Genomic DNA, 14,993 nt, shown 5'->3' with positions numbered 1-14,993 from the left:
TGGTCGGCGATGCTTGGCTCGGAATCACTGTCTGCCGGCCCGCTGTCGCGAGCTCCAGGCTTTGGCGACCTGCGACCTGGAGGTGAAGCTCAGCTTGCGCAGGATGTTCTCGACATGGCCTTCGGCGGTGCGCTGGGCGATCACCAGGGTCTCCGCGATCTGCTTGTTGCTCAGCCCTTGTGCGACGAGCTCGGCGATCTCGCGTTCCCTGCGGGTCAGGACGGACGCGACGTCGGATTCGGGCTGGGGGCTTCCCGCGTCTCTCGACGGCTTCTCCTCCAGCGCGTGGGCGACGGCCTGGTCGAGCGTGAGCGCCGAGCCATAGGTGAAGGCCTCGGTGAACGCTTCGTCCCTGAGGCTCTCCCGCAGCAGGGCCTCGCATCGGCTGTGCAGACCGGCCAGGTGCCCGAGTCCGGACAGCGACGTCTCGATCGACCGCCAGACCATCTGCGCGGCGCCCAGCAATTGGGCGGCGCGTTTGTCCCGCTGCTGATCGGCCACGATCCAGGCGAGTCCCTCAAGGCATTGGGCGATGCCGAGATGGTCGTTGCACCGCAGCTTGAGTCTCAGCGCGTCGCGCATCATGGGGAGGGCGGTGCCGGGATCGCCCCGCCGCCACCGGTCCAGGGCCGTGACCCACAACCCGTAGGAGACCGACCAGTCCGCGTTCACGCGCCGGGATATCTCCAAGGTCTCCTGGCAGAGCGCCGTTGAGCGGGCGTCGCCCATGAGGACGGCGGCGATGCTCAGCTGGAAGAGGGCGACCCATGCGTGGCCTGGGTGGCCCAGGGCGCGGCGGCGGGTCACCGCCTCCTCCAGCAGGGTGAACGCTCGCGCGAAGTCTCCGGCCAGCAGCGCGGCGAAGCCGGTGATGTGGACCGTGCCGGCGAGTTGCGCCTCATCGCCCAGCCGCTCGGCCAGCGCGCGCGACTCCTGCAACAGTGGTCGCGCGGCCTTGGGGTCGCCTTGCAGCAGGACGAGCCAGGCATCGACCCACAGGGCCTTGGCCCGCTCGGCGCTGGGGCCGGGCTCCTGCGCCAGTGCCCGCTCCAGCCAGTGGTGGCCTTCGCTGGGGGAGCTCCACGAGAGCCGGTGGCTCCACATCGCGGCGGCGATCTCCAGGCCGGCCCAGGCCTGGCCCGGCTCGCTCGAGCAGAACTCCAGTGCCGCCCGTACGTTGGCCTGTTCCTGGCGGATCCGGACGAGCCACTCCATCTGATGCTCGCCGAACCACTCGGCCTCCGCCCGCGCGGCCAGGTCGCGGCACCAGTCGCGATGCCGCAGCCGAAGCGCCGTCTTCTGCCGGGGGCTGGCGATCCGTTCCCAGCCGTACTGGCGGAGCGTCTCCAGCATCTCGTAGCGCATCCCGGAGCCTTGCGCCTTCCGCCGCAGGATCGACTTGTCGACCAGCTCGGCCAGCACATGGGGGATGTCCTCGCGGGCGATCCCGTCGCCCGAGCACACCTCTTCGACCGCTTCGAGATCGCAACCGCCGGAGAAGACCGACAACCGTTCCCACAGCGTCCGCTCCTCAGGGGAGCACAGGTGGTGACTCCAGTCCACCAGCGTCTGCAACGTCCTCTGCCGTGGCACCGCGACCATGTGTCCCCTCGACAGCAACTGGAACCGGTCGTTCAGCCGCTCGAGGATCTGTTCCACGGACAAGGCCCGCATGCGCACCGCGGCGAGCTCGATGGCCAGCGGAATCCCGTCCAGCCGCCGGCACAGTTGCGTCACCGCCACGCTGTTGGCCTCGTTGACGGTGAACCCCGGTACGACGGCCGCCACCCGGTCCGCGAACAGTCGCACCGCCTCGTAGCGCGCTTCGGCATCCGCGAGCACCGTCTCGTCCACCCCGGACACCGTCAACGGCGGCACCTCCAGCAGGTGTTCGCTCTGCACCTGCAGCGACTGCCGGCTGGTCGCGAGAATGCGCAGCTCGGGCGCCGCGGAGAGCAGCTTGCCGGCCAGGATGGCGCACTCGATCAGCAGGTGCTCGCAGTTGTCCAGGACCAGGAGCAGCCGCTTGCCCGACAGGTGTTCGGAGAGAGCGGCCACATCCGGGTGGTGGCAGCCGATCGTCTCGGAGATCGTCTCCGTGAGCAGCTCTTCGGCAGTGAGCGAAGCCAGGTCGATCAGCCACATCCCGTCAGGGAAGGCCCGGGACATCTCCGCCGCGACCCGCATCGCCAGCCGCGTCTTGCCCACTCCGCCGACACCGGTCAGCGTCACCATCCGCCCAGCGGCAAGCAGACGCTTGGTCTCGGCCAGCTCATGCCGACGACCAACGAAACTCGTCAATTCGGCTGGCAGGTTCCCCGCATGCCGCCGTGTCATTGCCCCCATGACAATTTCAGGCTAGCTCATCTCGGCCCGGTGAGTTCGCTGAGCCCTTGTGGACAGCCGTTCACCTCATGCCCTCTTGACCTGGGGTGGAGGCTGCGTCTACCTACCTACGTAGGTAGAAGTGGGTGTTCGTATAGGCATTTATCCCGTCCTGCACCCGCCGTTTGCCTGCGCATGATGGTTCCGTCAGAAAGAAACGCCGTGACACCGGCGAGGATATAAAGGAACGATCATGTGCCAGCACCAGCCCCGGTGCCCATCCGCATACGCCTTCGACCATGAGGCAGCCCGCCTGGTGGCGTTCCACCCGGAACAAGGGTGGGGCCTGCTGTGCAACGGCGTTGTGGTCTTCGAGGACAACGGCGAGATCCTGCCCGACGGGCGCTGCGTCGCAGCCCACCACGACTACTACGGGCGGGCGGCATGAACCATTACTCCGGATACGCGGTCATGGACGTGAGCGCGCCCCCGCAGAGCGACTCGCGGGACGCGGCCATGCCCTGGAACGGTCACACCTCGCTCTGGACCCGGCTCAAGGCCGGCGTCCGGCGCCTGGGAGGGTACGCCACCGGCTCCGACCAGGTGCCCGGCGAGCAGGTCGTCTCTTGGTGGCTATCGCCAACTATGTCCACAGTGCCGCGGGTGCGACGTCTCACCCGTGCCCGGCTGGCCGCATGGGGCCTCGACGAACAGGTCGAGGTCGCCGAGCTGCTGGTCAGTGAGATCGTCACCAATGCGCTGTGCCATGCGCCAGGACCGTACCGGCTGACTCTCTACGCCACCGACGGCCTGCTGCGCGGTGAGGTCGAGGACGCGGGCGCCGCGCCGCTCCACGTCCACCACGCCCAGCCGGGCGACGAGCGAGGCCGCGGCCTGGACCTGATCGACCTGCTGGCCTGCTGCTGGGGCAGCGAATCCACCCCTGAGGGAAAGACCGTCTGGTTCGAACTCCCCACGCGGACGGCCGGGGTCAGCCATCGATCTCACAGGTGAGCACGCGTTCGAGGCCGAGACTCGCCCCGTCTCGGAAGCTCGCCGCGAACACCCGATCCCCCAGGGTGTCGCGGGCCTGCTCCACGCAGCGCTCGTGCCATCTCGCGTGGTACGACAGCCGCGTGGGTGAGGCGTCCACCGCCTGCCACAACGCGTGCGCCGCCCCCAGCATGCGGGCGGCTTTCTCATGCTCCTGGCGCGCACCGGCGATCCACGCCAGCACCTCCAGGCACTGCGTCAGGCACCACCGGTCGTTGATCTCCCCGGTGAACTCGGCGGCCTCCCTCACCAGCGCGTCGGCCCGCTGGTAGTCGCCCAGGTTCCACACGGCCATGCCGAGCGCCAGCTGGGCATATCCGCGCGACACCTGCGCATGATGAGCCTCGCAGATCGCCAAGGCCTCCGCGCCGAATCGGGCGGCCCGGCCGGGATCCTCGATCGAACCGTACACGGCCGCGTAGTACAGGCTGAACATGACACCGTCGACGTCTCCGGCGGCCCGGAAGAGGGCGAGCGACTCTTCCAGGAGCGCGAGGCCACGCCGGGCGTCCCCGATGGAGCACGCCGCGACACCGGAGGTCCGGATGGCGAACGGCAGGACATCCTCGTTCCCCGGCCGCCGTGCGATGCGGCGGCATTCCTCAAGTCTCGGCATGGCTTTCGCCAGGTCGCCCTGCCGGAGGGCGAGCATGCTGTCCACCCAGAGCGCCGTCGCCCGAGCGCCGCTCGCCGCCCGTACCGGCTTCAGGGTGCGCTCCAGCCAGTAGCGGCCCTCGGTGAGGGCGCCGGCGAGGAGCCAGAAGGACCACATCGCCGACGCCGTCTCGAGCCCCACGAGCGCCAGGGCCGGGTCACTCAGGCACAGCTCGAGCGCGACGCGGAGGTTGGGAAGTTCTCGTTGCAGGAGCAGGTACCGCTCAAGCTGGTCGTGGACGATCGCGTCGATCCGGTGCCGGTCGACCAGGTCCCGGTAGTGGTCGACATAACGTCGGCGCAGTGCCCGCTCTTCGGAGGGCGTCAGCTGCTCGCACCCGTACGCGCGGATGCTCTCCAGCATGCGATACCTGAGCCCGCTCTCCCACCGCTCGCCGACCAGGACCGACTTGTCCATCAACCCGGTCACCAGATCGATCATCTCGGCAGGGGCGATCCCCGCGCCGGAGCACACCGCCTCGGCGGTGTCCAGGTCGACCCCGCCGGAGAACATCGACAGCCGGGCCCACAACCGCTGCTCCGCCGGTGAGCACAGACGGAAGCTCCAGTCCATGGTCGCGCGCAGCGTCTGATGGCGTGGCGTCGCGGCGGGGCTCCCCGCCGCCAGCACCTCGAAGCGCTCGTCCAGCTCGCGCGTCAGCTGTTCCAAGGGCAGGGCCCGCAGTTGCACGGCGGCCAGCTCGATCGCCAGCGGGATCCCCTCCAGGCGCCGGGCCAGCCGCGCCACGCAGGCCGCGTTACGCGTGTCCAGGGAGAAACCGGGCGACACGCTCGCCGCCCGCTCCACGAACAGGCGCACCGAATCGTGCCGGGCGATGCGGCGGAGCGGATGGCCGGGGTCCGGCACGGACAGCGACGGAACCGGCAGCACCTGCTCGCCGTACACCCCCAGCGTCTGTCTGCTGGTGGCCAGGATCCGCAGCCGGGGAGCGCCGCGCAGGAGCTGGTCCACGAAACGGGCGCAGTCGTCGAGCAGATGCTCGCAGTTGTCCAGGACCAGCAGCATCCGCTTGTCCGACAGATGGTCCACCAGCACGGTCATGGGGTCGGATCCCGCCTCGCGCAGGCCCAGCGCCCCGGCGACGATCGGTTCCAGCAGGTCACCGGCCTCCAGGGTGGCCAGTTCGATGACCTCCACGCCGTCCTTGTAGGTGTCCCGCAGGACCTCCGCGATCCTGAGCGCCAGCCGGCTCTTGCCGACACCGCCCGTGCCGGTCAAGGTCAGCAACCGGGCCTGCGACAGTCCCCTCCTGGCCGCGGCCAGCTCGTGCCTGCGCCCGACGAAGCTGGACCCGTCCAGGTGAGGACGAGCCCGGTTCACGGAACGCTCGTAAGCCTGCGATGCCACCTGAGTCATGACTGCTCCACCGGCTCAGGCTCTCGAGGCAGAACCGAGCCGACGTAACCACACTATCCCGGCCCAGTTGCGTACATCGAACCTCTATGCGTACAGTGTTCGCAACAAGGGCACTGTGTACGCACTATCGAGGAGGATCCAGATGTCGACGAACGTGACCGCCCGCTGGCAGGCACGGCTGGACGAGCTGCGCGCCGTCCACCACGTGCCGGGCGCGTCGCTGGCCGTGCTGGTCGACGGCCAGATCCACGAACTGGCCAGCGGGGTGCTGCACCGGGGGACCGGCGTGGCGGCGACGACCGACTCGGTGTTCCTGTCCGGCTCGATCGCCAAGGTCTACACCGCCACGCTGGTGATGCAACTGGCCGACTCCGGCGCGCTGGACCTGGACGCGCCGGTGGTGGGCGTGCTGCCGGAGTTCGCCACCCCCGACCCCGAGGCCACCAAGATGATCACGCCCCGCCAGTTGCTCTCCCACACCGGCGGGGTGACCAACGACTTCACCTACGACGCCGGCCGTGGTGACGACTGCCTGGCCCGCTATGTCCAGGCCGCCCAGAACGTGCCGCTGGACTGCCCGCCCGGCACCGCGATCTCGTACGGCAGCCTCGGATACAACGTGCTGGGCCGCATCATCGAGGTGCTGACCGGCCAGACCTGGGACCAGGCGCTCAAGGACCGGATCTTCACCCCGCTCGGGCTCGGCCACTCGATGACGCTGCCCGAGGAGGCGCTCCGCTTCCGCGCGGCGATGAGCCACCTGGGCGAGTCCGGACAGGACCCCGAGCCCGCGCCCCACTGGGACCTGATGCCGCGCTCGGCGGGCCCGTACGGCCGGGTCATCAGCTCCGCCGGCGACATGGTGCGCTTCGCCCAGATGCACCTCAACGGCGGCGAAGGCGTGCTGTCGGCCGACGCTGTTGCCGCCATGCAGCGCCGCGAGGTGGACGTGCCGGACAAGTGGACCGTCAGCGCCGACGGCTGGGGCCTGGGCTGGACCCTGTACGACTGGGACGGCATCGCCGGCTACGGCCACGACGGCGCCGCCATCGGCCAGTACGCCTACCTGCGCGTCGTCCCGCACGCGGGCGTGGCCGTCGTCCTGCTGACCAACGGCGGCGGCGCCCGCCAGTTGTACGCCGACCTGTTCCGGGAACTGCTCGGCGAACTCGCCGGAGTGCGGATGCCGGCCCTCTTCCTCCCAGCCGCCGAGCCGCCCGCGATCGACCTGGCGCCGCTGCTCGGCACGTACCGGCGCGAGGGCGTCGTCATCACCGTCACGCAGCAGGACGACGGCAGGGCACACATGCGCTACGAGTTCGTCGACGGCATGAAGGACCTCTCCCCGCCCCTGGAGATGACCCTGGAGCCGGTCACGGAGACGGTCTTCGCCGCCTCAGGCGCGGGCCCCTCCTTCAGCGAGGACTACATGCCCGTGGTCTTCTCCACCCTGGCCAACGGCACCGAATGCGTGTACGTCGGCATGCGCGCCACCCCCAAGACCGCTCTGAGAGACTGAGCGCATGTTGCGCCCGTTCCGGCAAGTCGACGTCTTCACTGCCACGCCCTACCAGGGAAACCCCCTCGCGGTCGTCCTCGACGGCGAGGGCCTGAGCACCGAGGCGATGCAGCGGTTCGCCCACTGGACGAACCTGTCCGAAACCACCTTCGTCCTGCCTCCCACCGCGCCCGGCGCCGACTACCGGGTGCGGATCTTCACACCGACGACCGAGCTGCCCTTCGCCGGGCACCCGACGCTTGGCACCTGCCACGCCTGGCTGGAGGCCGGCGGCGTGCCGAAGGAGGCGGAGTCGGTCGTGCAGGAGTGCGGCGCCGGGCTGGTGACGCTGCGCAGGACGGACAGCGGGCTGGCGTTCGCCGCGCCGCCGCTGCTGCGGTCGGGGCCGGTGGACGAGCCGCTCGTCGAGCGCATCGCCGGCCTGCTGGGCATCGGCCGGGAGGAGATCGTCGACGCCGAGTGGGCCGACAATGGGCCCGGCTGGGTGGCGGTGCTGCTGCGGAGCGCGGACGACGTGCTCGCGCTGCGTCCCGGGCCGATCGACCTCGACCTGGGAGTGGTGGGCCCCTATCCGCAGGGGTCGCCGCTCGCGATCGAGCTGCGGGCGTTCTTCCCGCTGAACGGCAGCACGGTCGAGGACCCGGTGACCGGCAGCCTGAACGCCTCGGTCGCCCAGTGGCTGCTGCGCACCGGCCGCGTCACCGCCCCCTACATGGCCGGCCAGGGCACCGTGCTGGGCCGCGCCGGACGCGTCCACATCACCACCGGCCCCGAAAACGGTCAGGAACCCACGGTCTGGGTGGGCGGCTCCAGCGTCACGTGCGTCACCGGCCAGGTCGAACTGTGAACCGCACCAGGTCACCCGGCCGGAGCTGCGCGGCGATCGGCAGGTCCGCCGCCCGCACCACTCCGATCACCGGGTAGCCGCCGGTCGGCGGATGGTCGGCGAGGAAGATGATCGGCTGCCCGTTCGGCGGCACCTGCACCGCCCCCGTCACCATGCCCTCGCTGGGCAACTCACCCTTCCGTGCCCGCGCCGGTTCCCGGCCGCGCAGGCGTACCCCCACGCGGTTGCTGTCCTGGCTCACCTCGTACGGCTGCGCGCAGAGCTCGGCCGGCGCGCCCGGCGCGAACCAGTCGTCGCGCGGCCCCGGCACGAGCCGCAGGACGGCGGGCGGCGGCTCCCCGGCGGGCGCCAGATCCACCGAGATCTCCACCAGGCTCCCCGAGTCACCCACCGGGAGCATGCTCCCCTGCCGCAGCGGCGCCGGGCCGAGCCCGGAGAGCGAGTCCGTCGACCGGCTGCCGAGCACCGGCTCGACCGCGATCCCGCCCCGCACGGCCAGGTAGGTCCGCAGCCCCCACTCAGGCGCCCCGAACCGCACCTCGGTCCCGGCCGGAACCCAGAACGGCACACCCACCCCGGCACCCACGTGCGGAGCCGACCGCACGGTCAGCGGACAGGGCGCGCCCGTGACCGCGACCCAGGCGCCCGCGTGGAAGACCAGCCGCGCCTGCCCGTAGGTCAGCTCGATCCCCGCCGCCTCCTGGGGGTTGCCGACGAGCCGGTTGCCCAGCCGCAGGCTCGCCTCGTCGGCCGCGCCGGAGCAGGGCACGCCCAGGTGCGCGTAGCCGTGCCGGCCCAGGTCCTGCACGGTCGCGTAGGGGCCCGGCGCGAGAATCTCGATCATGCCGGCTCGAACCGTACGCGGGTGCCCGGCCGGAACAGCGACGGCGGGTCGGCGTCGACGTCCCAGATCCGCGTCGACGTACGGCCCAGCAGCCGCCAGCCACCCGGCGAGGCGGTGGGATAGATCGCGGAGTAGGGTCCGGCGATCGCCACCGACCCGGCCGGCACCGACGTGCGCGGCGTCGCCAGGCGCGGCAGGTGGAGCACCGGATCCAGCCCGGTCAGGTAGGCGAACCCCGGCGCGAACCCCAGCCAGCCCACCACCAGCTCCCGCCCGGTGTGCCGCGCGATCACCTCGTCCACCGGGATCCCGGCCAGCCCGGCCACGGAATCGAGATCCTCCCCGTCATAGACGACGGGAATGACCACGGCCTGCCCGGCCCCGAGCGGAGCCTCGCGCTCCGGCCCCGACTCCAGCACCTCGCCGAGCAGCTCGTCCAGCCGCGCCCGCAACAGGCCCTGGTCCGCCCCCGGCGCCACCACCAGCACCGTCTCGGGCCCCGGCACGATCTCCACGACCCCCGCGGGCCGCGAGGCACGCAGGGCCGCGTCGAGCCGGTGCGACACCGCCAGCGACCCGGTCTCGACGAGCAGCCCGGCTTCGCCGGCCACCCGGATCATGCGAAGGCCTGCAGGACCACTCCCGCCTCCAGCAGCCCATCGCGTACGGCCTGCGCCAGGCGTACCGCGTCGGGCGTGTCGCCGTGCACGCAGATGGACCGGGCGGAGACCACCACCGGGCTGCCGTCCACAGCGGTCACCCGGCCCTCGACGGCCATCCGCACGGCGCGGGCGGAGACCGCGGCGACGTCGTGGATCACCGCCCCGGGCTCGCGCCGCGAGACCAGCGACCCGGCGGCCGTGTAGGCGCGGTCGGCGAACGCCTCGGCGATCGTCGGCACGCCCTCGGCGGCGGCCACGCCGTGCACCACCGAGCCGGGCAGCGTGAGCACCGGCAGCGAGGTGTCGTAGTCGGCCACGGCCTCGATCACCGCGGCCGCCTGGACCTCGTCGCGGCAGATGCGGTTGTAGAGCGCGCCGTGCGGCTTGACGTAGGAGACCCGGCCGCCCATGGCCCGCGCGATGCCGTCGACGGCCGCGAGCTGGTAGAGCACCTCGGCGCAGAGCTCCTCCGGCTCGACGTCCATCTCCCTGCGCCCGAAGTGGGCCAGGTCGCGGTAGGACACCTGCGCCCCGATGGCCACGCCGCGGTCCACGGCCGCCGCGCAGGTGCGCCTGATCGTCACCGGGTCGCCGGCGTGGAAACCGCAGGCGACGTTGGCGCTCGTGACGATGTCGAGCAGGGCCAGGTCGTCGCCCAGCCGCCACACGCCGAAGCCTTCGCCCAGATCAGCGTTGAGGTCGATCACCATGCTTCCCATCATGGCGGTAGCGGCCACCTCGGCGCGACGAACAGCGCCAGAGCCGGCCGCCGTACTAGATCTCGTCGGGGATGTCGGCGATGTCGTCGAGGGCGGAGGCGAGCTCGTCCGGGTCGCCGCCGATGCGCTCGGCGATCTCGATGAGCACGTGCAGCACGTCGTGGCGGTCATGGCCGAGGTCGAGCAGCCGCTGGGCCGCCTCCCACAGCTGCGGCGGGTCGCCGTCCCACAGCCGCGCGGCGATCTCCTCGTGCCAGGCCAGGTGCTCCTCGTCGATGGCGCCGACGTGGTCGATCTCCAGCAGGGTGCGCCGGTCGGCCTCGTCGGCCGGATTGAGCGCGTCGAGGTCGACACCGCCGTGCACGCCCTGCAGGAACGGGAACGCGAAGACCCGTCTGGCCAGCGCCGACAGGTCGCCGTCCGGCAGCAGCCGCTCCAGCAGCGGGCGGTCCAGGCCGAACGAGGTCGGATCCCGGTACGCCTCCGGGAACTTGCCGGTCGCCTCCCACACCGCGTCGAGCGTGGCCTTGAGCCCTCTTTCCGGCAGGCCGGTGCGGCGGGCGGCGAAGCGCACCCACGCGGACAGCACGTGCGGCATGGCCTCCTGTTCGGCCATGCTTAACATCACCTTGCGCGGCAGCCAGTCGAGCAGGAACGTCTCGCACTTGGTCGGGCTCACCCGCAGCGGCCGGTTGAAGTCCTGCTCGCAGCCGTAGTCGATGATGTGGTCGGCGCACCGCGAGGCCGCCGACGGGTCGGACAGGTGCTCGGCCGCGTCGGAGGCGAGGAACTCCGCGGCCAGCATCGCCCGCCGCTCGCGGCTGTAGGGGGCCTCGATGTGCAGGGGAGCGGGGCGCTTGCGGCCCGGCGGGAGGGCCTTGAGCCGGGCGCGGGCGAAGGCGTGGTAGGCGCTGTAGCTGTCGCTGACCGGCGGCGGGGTCTTCGGCTCCCTGGTGGCCTTCATGGCCGACTCAAGCAGCGCCCTGGCCTGCTGGGGCTCGATCTCCTCGAACAGCAGCATCGCGTTGCCGGCCGCCTCGGCGCGGGCCTTGTCCAGCAGCGTGTCGACCTGCGAGGACACCCAGGCGTCGCGCGCCATGCCCGACATGTTGTGATCGACGACCATGACCAGCGCGTGCCGGTCCTGCTCCTGCTCGACCACCGGCGCCGCGTCACCGGCCGCCGGATCCTCGCGGGCTCCGTCGCTCCAGCGATAGCCGAACGTGCAGATCACCGTGTCCTGGTCGCCGTAGGCGTCACGGGAGACGTAGCAGCCGGTCGGCTTGACCGCGCCGACCCGTTCGGCCCAGCCGGGCCTGGCCACGCCCGACTCCATCATCGCCAGCGCCGCGCCCTCGGCCTTGGCGCCCTGGCGGGCCGTGCCGAGATAGGCCAGGCAGATGAGCAGCGTCAGCGACGCCGGAGTGCCGGCCTTGGCGGCGTAGTCGACCAGGCCCTCGCCGAGTACCTGTTCGACGTCACCACCCCGGACGCGCCTGCCCCACCAGGCCCCGATCATGTCGGAGACCATCAGCTCGGCGTCAAGGGGGCTGCGCACGGCCAGCAGCTCGCGAGCCGCCTGCACCATCTCCTTGAAGACATCGTCTGGCGGGGTGCTCTCCCGGGGATCTCGTCGGTGTCGGCGCACGCCCTCACTCTCTCGCATTCCAGGCTGAAACGGTGCGTAGAACGCGGCCTGGTGACCCCGATGTTATCGGGGAGTCCGGGGCGGTGGTGCGGAGTTGACGATCGCCAGCAGATGTTCGCGGGCGATGCGTTCGATGACATCGGGCGTCGGGGAGATGCCGAGATGCTGCGCGCAGGCGCAGACGTCGGCCACGCACCGGTCGATGGTGTCCACGGGTATGGTCAGGAACTCTTCGGCCAGCCTGAGACTGACCGGCTCCCTGAGGAAGCGTGTGGCCAGAGCGAGCATAGATGTGAGATTCCTCTGGAGACCCAGGGGCAAACCCCCCGGGAATGGTTGCAGGGCGACGTGCGCTCCCATTTCATCTTTTCTCGGCTGAGTGTCAAGCCTCCACAACGCTTGTGTTCGCTTCTTCGGAACCGCATTCGTGCGAAGCTGTTCCCATGCGCATCCAGCTCGCCCAGCGGACGGAGGCCGACGATCTTCTCGGCCGAAGTCCGCTTGCCCTGCTCGTCGGCATGCTGCTCGATCAGCAGATCCCGATGGAATGGGCGTTCACGGGGCCTCACACCATCTCCGAACGCCTCGGGCACGACCTCACCGCGGAGGAGATCGCGGCCCTCGACCCCGAGGAGTTCGCCGCGCTGCTGGCCGCGAAGCCGGCCGTGCACCGCTACCCGAAGTCGATGGCCGACAGGGTCCAGCAGTTGGCCGCCTACCTCGTGGAGCACTACGACGGCAAGCCCGAGGGCGTCTGGAGTGACGTCGCCGACGGCAAAGAGTTGCTCAACCGGCTTCTGGGACTTCCCGGCTTCGGCAAGCAGAAGGCTCAGATATTTTTGGCATTGCTCGGCAAGCAAATGGGGGTTCAGCCGCCAGGATGGCGCGAGGCGGCCGGACCCTATGGCGAGGAGGGGTCGTTGCGTTCGGTAGCGGATGTGGTCGACGCCGACACACTGGGTCGCGTTCGGGCCGCCAAGCAGGAGGCCAAGCGCGCGGCCAAGGCCAAGTAGCCTGATCTTGCTGCGCAACGTGGAGCGATTTTGACAGGATGCGTTGACCGTATGGCGGCCGGGGCTTCCGTCCGCGCCTGCCCATCGCCGATGATGTACTGCAGAATCCGGTCGCCCGGAGCTGCGCTACGCCGATACACAGTTATGGAGATGTGCCGCGTGGGAGACCCTGGCACGCGACGGAGGTGCCGACCATGAGCGCCGAGACCTCCGTTCCCCGTCCCCGGGAGTCGGATGTGGACATCTCAGACTCCGCCCTCTTCAAGGGCATGCTGTCGGAGGCCGAGTTCGCCTTCGCGTTCTTCGACGCCGCGGGCCACGTACAACTGGTCAACGACGTGTTCACCGACGTCGTCGGCGTGCCCGCCGAGCGGCTCGTCGGCCGCGCGCCCGTCGAGACGCTCACGGCCGATCTCAGCCAGCTCATCACCCATGCGGTCCAGGCCGTCACCGAGAGCGACGCACCGGTGACCGAGAGTCGCGTACGCGTGCGCTCGTCCGAGGGCGAGACCAGGCACTGGTCGCTGTCGTTCTCACCGGTGCACGACGACGCGGGCGAGCTGCGGGCGATCGCGCTCATCGGCCTCGACGTGACCGAGAGCCGCCAGATCGAAGAGGACCTGCGGCGCAGCGAGGAGCGCTACCGCTCGCTGGTCGAGGCGCAGTCGCAGCTCGTGTGGATCACCTCGCCGACCGGCACGGTGGTGGAGGACGCGCCGCAGTGGCGCGCGATCACCGGGCAGGGGCTGGAGGAATACCTGGCGGTCGGCTGGCTGGAGGCCGTCCATCCCGAGGAGCGCCAGCAGACCGAGGAAGCCTGGAAGGAGGCGCTGCGCGGCCGGACCATGTTCGAGTGGAACTACCGCGTACGCACCCGGGCCAGCGGTTTCCGCCACTTCGAGGTGCGGGCCGTCCCCATCATCAGGCATGGCAGGGTCGTCGAGTGGGTCGGCGCCAACACCGACGTGACCCCGCAGCGCGAGGCCGAGGAGATGCGCGGCAGGCTGACCGACCAGCTCGGCGCCGCGGCGCTGCGCACGGCGCGCCTGCAGGGCGCGACCGCGATGCTGGCCGAGGCGCTCACCGTCGAGCAGGTGGTGCAGGTCATCATCGACGTCGGCCGCACCGCCCTGGCCGCCGACCGTTCCGCGGTCGCGCTGCTCGACACCGACCGCGCCGCGCTCAAGCTGATCAACGGCGAGGGCGTCCCGGAAGCGTCGGGCATGTCCGGCGAGGAGATCCCGCTCTCCTCCTCCAGCGTGATGACCATGGCGGTCAACAGCCGCCGTCCGGTGTTCGCGGAGTCGCCCGACAGCCTGAAATCCCAGCTTCTCGAGGCCGGTGGCGACGAACAGGTGCTGGGCAATTATCTCACGCACAGTGATGAACGCGCCTGGGTCGGACTGCCGCTCCTGGCGGCCGGACGGGCCCTGGGCGCGCTGCGGTTCTCGTTCACCAGACCGCAGAAGATCTCCCAGGAGGACGGCGTCTTCCTGGAGGCGCTCGCCGGTCAGTGCGCGCTCGCCGTGGAGCGCGCCACGCTGTTCGAGCGCGAGCACAAGACCGCCGAGACGCTGCAGCGCAGCCTGCTGCCCGACCGCCTGCCGGTGGTCAAGGGCTTGGTGCTGGCCCAGCGGTTCCGCTCGGGCAGCCGCCACGTGCAGGTCGGCGGCGACTGGTACGACGCGTTCGTGCTGCAGGACGGCCGGGTCGCCGCGGTCGTCGGCGACGTCATGGGCAAGGGCGTCAAGGCCGCGGCGGGAATGGGGCGCATCCGCAACGCCATGCGCGCCCTCGCGCTGACCAACCCGCCGCCCGCGGCCGTGCTCACCGGTCTCGACCGGGTCTTCGACGCCACCGAAGAGGAGGAGCAGGTCACGACCCTCGCCTACATGGTGGTCGAGCCCGTCACCGGTGAGGGCACGCTGGCGCTCGCCGGCCATCCGCCGCCCGTCCTGGTCTCTCCGCAGGGCACGGCGATCCTCTGCGACGCCGAGCCCGGCACGCCGCTGGGCTGGCCGACCAGCCGCCGGCAGTTCCGGTTCGTGGTGCCGCCCGGTCACACCGCCGTGCTCTACTCCGACGGCATGGTGGAGAACCGGAAACGCGGTTTGGACGCAGGACTCGCAGAGCTTTGCAGTGTTGTGACCGAAGCGCCGCCTGAGGTCGTCAGTAGCCCGCATATGTTGCTGGACTTCCTGGTTGACCGCATGTTGTCGGGATATGAACAGGATGATGACGTTACCGCCCTGGCTATCCACGTGCCGCCCGCCACGAAGAGTGACTGAATGAATCAGTCATAAGGGTTGCTTTCGGGTATCAGTGCCGCGC

At 70.6% G+C, this 14,993-nt stretch carries 13 protein-coding genes; 6 read left to right on the top strand and 7 right to left on the bottom strand.

Features of this window, described 5'->3' with window-relative positions; genetic code table 11:
• Positions 1-24: 24 nt before the first annotated feature.
• Positions 25-2,301, bottom strand: a complete 2,277-nt coding sequence (locus tag ACGFNP_RS26070) for a LuxR C-terminal-related transcriptional regulator (protein WP_393323087.1) — start codon at positions 2,299-2,301, stop codon at positions 25-27.
• Positions 2,302-2,578: 277 nt separating this feature from the next.
• Here ACGFNP_RS26070 and ACGFNP_RS26065 point away from each other — a divergent pair, with 277 nt between their 5' ends.
• The gene (locus tag ACGFNP_RS26065; protein ID WP_358330678.1) at positions 2,579-2,773 is read left to right on the top strand and encodes a DUF5999 family protein; all 195 of its coding nucleotides are present in this window, start codon (positions 2,579-2,581) and stop codon (positions 2,771-2,773) included.
• Positions 2,770-3,339 carry an ATP-binding protein gene (locus tag ACGFNP_RS26060; protein ID WP_393323083.1) on the top strand — a complete coding sequence of 190 codons (570 nt, stop codon included), beginning with the start codon at positions 2,770-2,772 and terminating at the stop codon, positions 3,337-3,339. Before ACGFNP_RS26065 ends, ACGFNP_RS26060 begins: the two co-directional genes overlap by 4 nt.
• Here the strand turns inward: ACGFNP_RS26060 and ACGFNP_RS26055 are convergent.
• Entirely contained in the window at positions 3,317-5,410 is a 2,094-nt protein-coding gene (locus tag ACGFNP_RS26055) for an ATP-binding protein (protein WP_393323080.1), read from the bottom strand. The two genes, ACGFNP_RS26060 and ACGFNP_RS26055, sit on opposite strands and share 23 nt — an antisense overlap.
• Before the next feature lie 142 nt (positions 5,411-5,552).
• On the opposite strand from ACGFNP_RS26055, the gene ACGFNP_RS26050 reads away from it, so the two are divergent.
• Together ACGFNP_RS26050 and ACGFNP_RS26045 are read left to right on the top strand one after the other, a co-directional pair.
• Positions 5,553-6,929, top strand: a complete 1,377-nt coding sequence (locus ACGFNP_RS26050) for a serine hydrolase domain-containing protein (RefSeq protein WP_393323077.1) — start codon at positions 5,553-5,555, stop codon at positions 6,927-6,929.
• 4 nt (positions 6,930-6,933) lie between these two features.
• Positions 6,934-7,776, top strand: a complete 843-nt coding sequence (locus ACGFNP_RS26045) for a PhzF family phenazine biosynthesis protein (RefSeq protein WP_358315645.1) — start codon at positions 6,934-6,936, stop codon at positions 7,774-7,776.
• Here the strand turns inward: ACGFNP_RS26045 and ACGFNP_RS26040 are convergent.
• From ACGFNP_RS26040 to ACGFNP_RS26020, 5 genes are all read right to left on the bottom strand, one after another.
• Complete coding sequence (locus ACGFNP_RS26040; protein WP_393323074.1) at positions 7,754-8,620, bottom strand: biotin-dependent carboxyltransferase family protein; 867 nt, start codon at positions 8,618-8,620, stop codon at positions 7,754-7,756. The genes ACGFNP_RS26045 and ACGFNP_RS26040 overlap by 23 nt on opposite strands.
• A complete protein-coding gene (locus ACGFNP_RS26035) occupies positions 8,617-9,240 on the bottom strand; it encodes an allophanate hydrolase subunit 1 (protein ID WP_358315641.1) in 624 nt (207 codons plus the stop codon). The genes ACGFNP_RS26040 and ACGFNP_RS26035 overlap by 4 nt, the downstream gene beginning before the upstream one ends.
• A complete protein-coding gene (locus ACGFNP_RS26030; RefSeq protein WP_393323070.1) occupies positions 9,237-9,992 on the bottom strand; it encodes a LamB/YcsF family protein in 756 nt (251 codons plus the stop codon). Before ACGFNP_RS26030 ends, ACGFNP_RS26035 begins: the two co-directional genes overlap by 4 nt.
• Before the next feature lie 64 nt (positions 9,993-10,056).
• Complete coding sequence (locus ACGFNP_RS26025) at positions 10,057-11,589, bottom strand: hypothetical protein (RefSeq protein WP_358315739.1); 1,533 nt, start codon at positions 11,587-11,589, stop codon at positions 10,057-10,059.
• Between the two features lie 123 nt (positions 11,590-11,712).
• Complete coding sequence (locus tag ACGFNP_RS26020) at positions 11,713-11,937, bottom strand: hypothetical protein (RefSeq protein ID WP_214635673.1); 225 nt, start codon at positions 11,935-11,937, stop codon at positions 11,713-11,715.
• A 155-nt stretch (positions 11,938-12,092) separates the two neighbouring features.
• Here ACGFNP_RS26020 and ACGFNP_RS26015 point away from each other — a divergent pair, with 155 nt between their 5' ends.
• Complete coding sequence (locus ACGFNP_RS26015) at positions 12,093-12,662, top strand: HhH-GPD-type base excision DNA repair protein (RefSeq protein WP_393323067.1); 570 nt, start codon at positions 12,093-12,095, stop codon at positions 12,660-12,662.
• Positions 12,663-12,856: 194 nt separating this feature from the next.
• A complete protein-coding gene (locus ACGFNP_RS26010; RefSeq protein WP_358315634.1) occupies positions 12,857-14,950 on the top strand; it encodes a SpoIIE family protein phosphatase in 2,094 nt (697 codons plus the stop codon).
• Positions 14,951-14,993 lie beyond the last annotated feature (43 nt).

It is taken from the genome of Nonomuraea sp. NPDC049269, from assembly GCF_043197155.1.
In the GTDB taxonomy this organism is placed as follows: domain Bacteria; phylum Actinomycetota; class Actinomycetes; order Streptosporangiales; family Streptosporangiaceae; genus Nonomuraea.
Note: the sequence above shows the minus strand (reverse complement) of the source record. Positions and strands in the feature narration are given on the sequence as shown.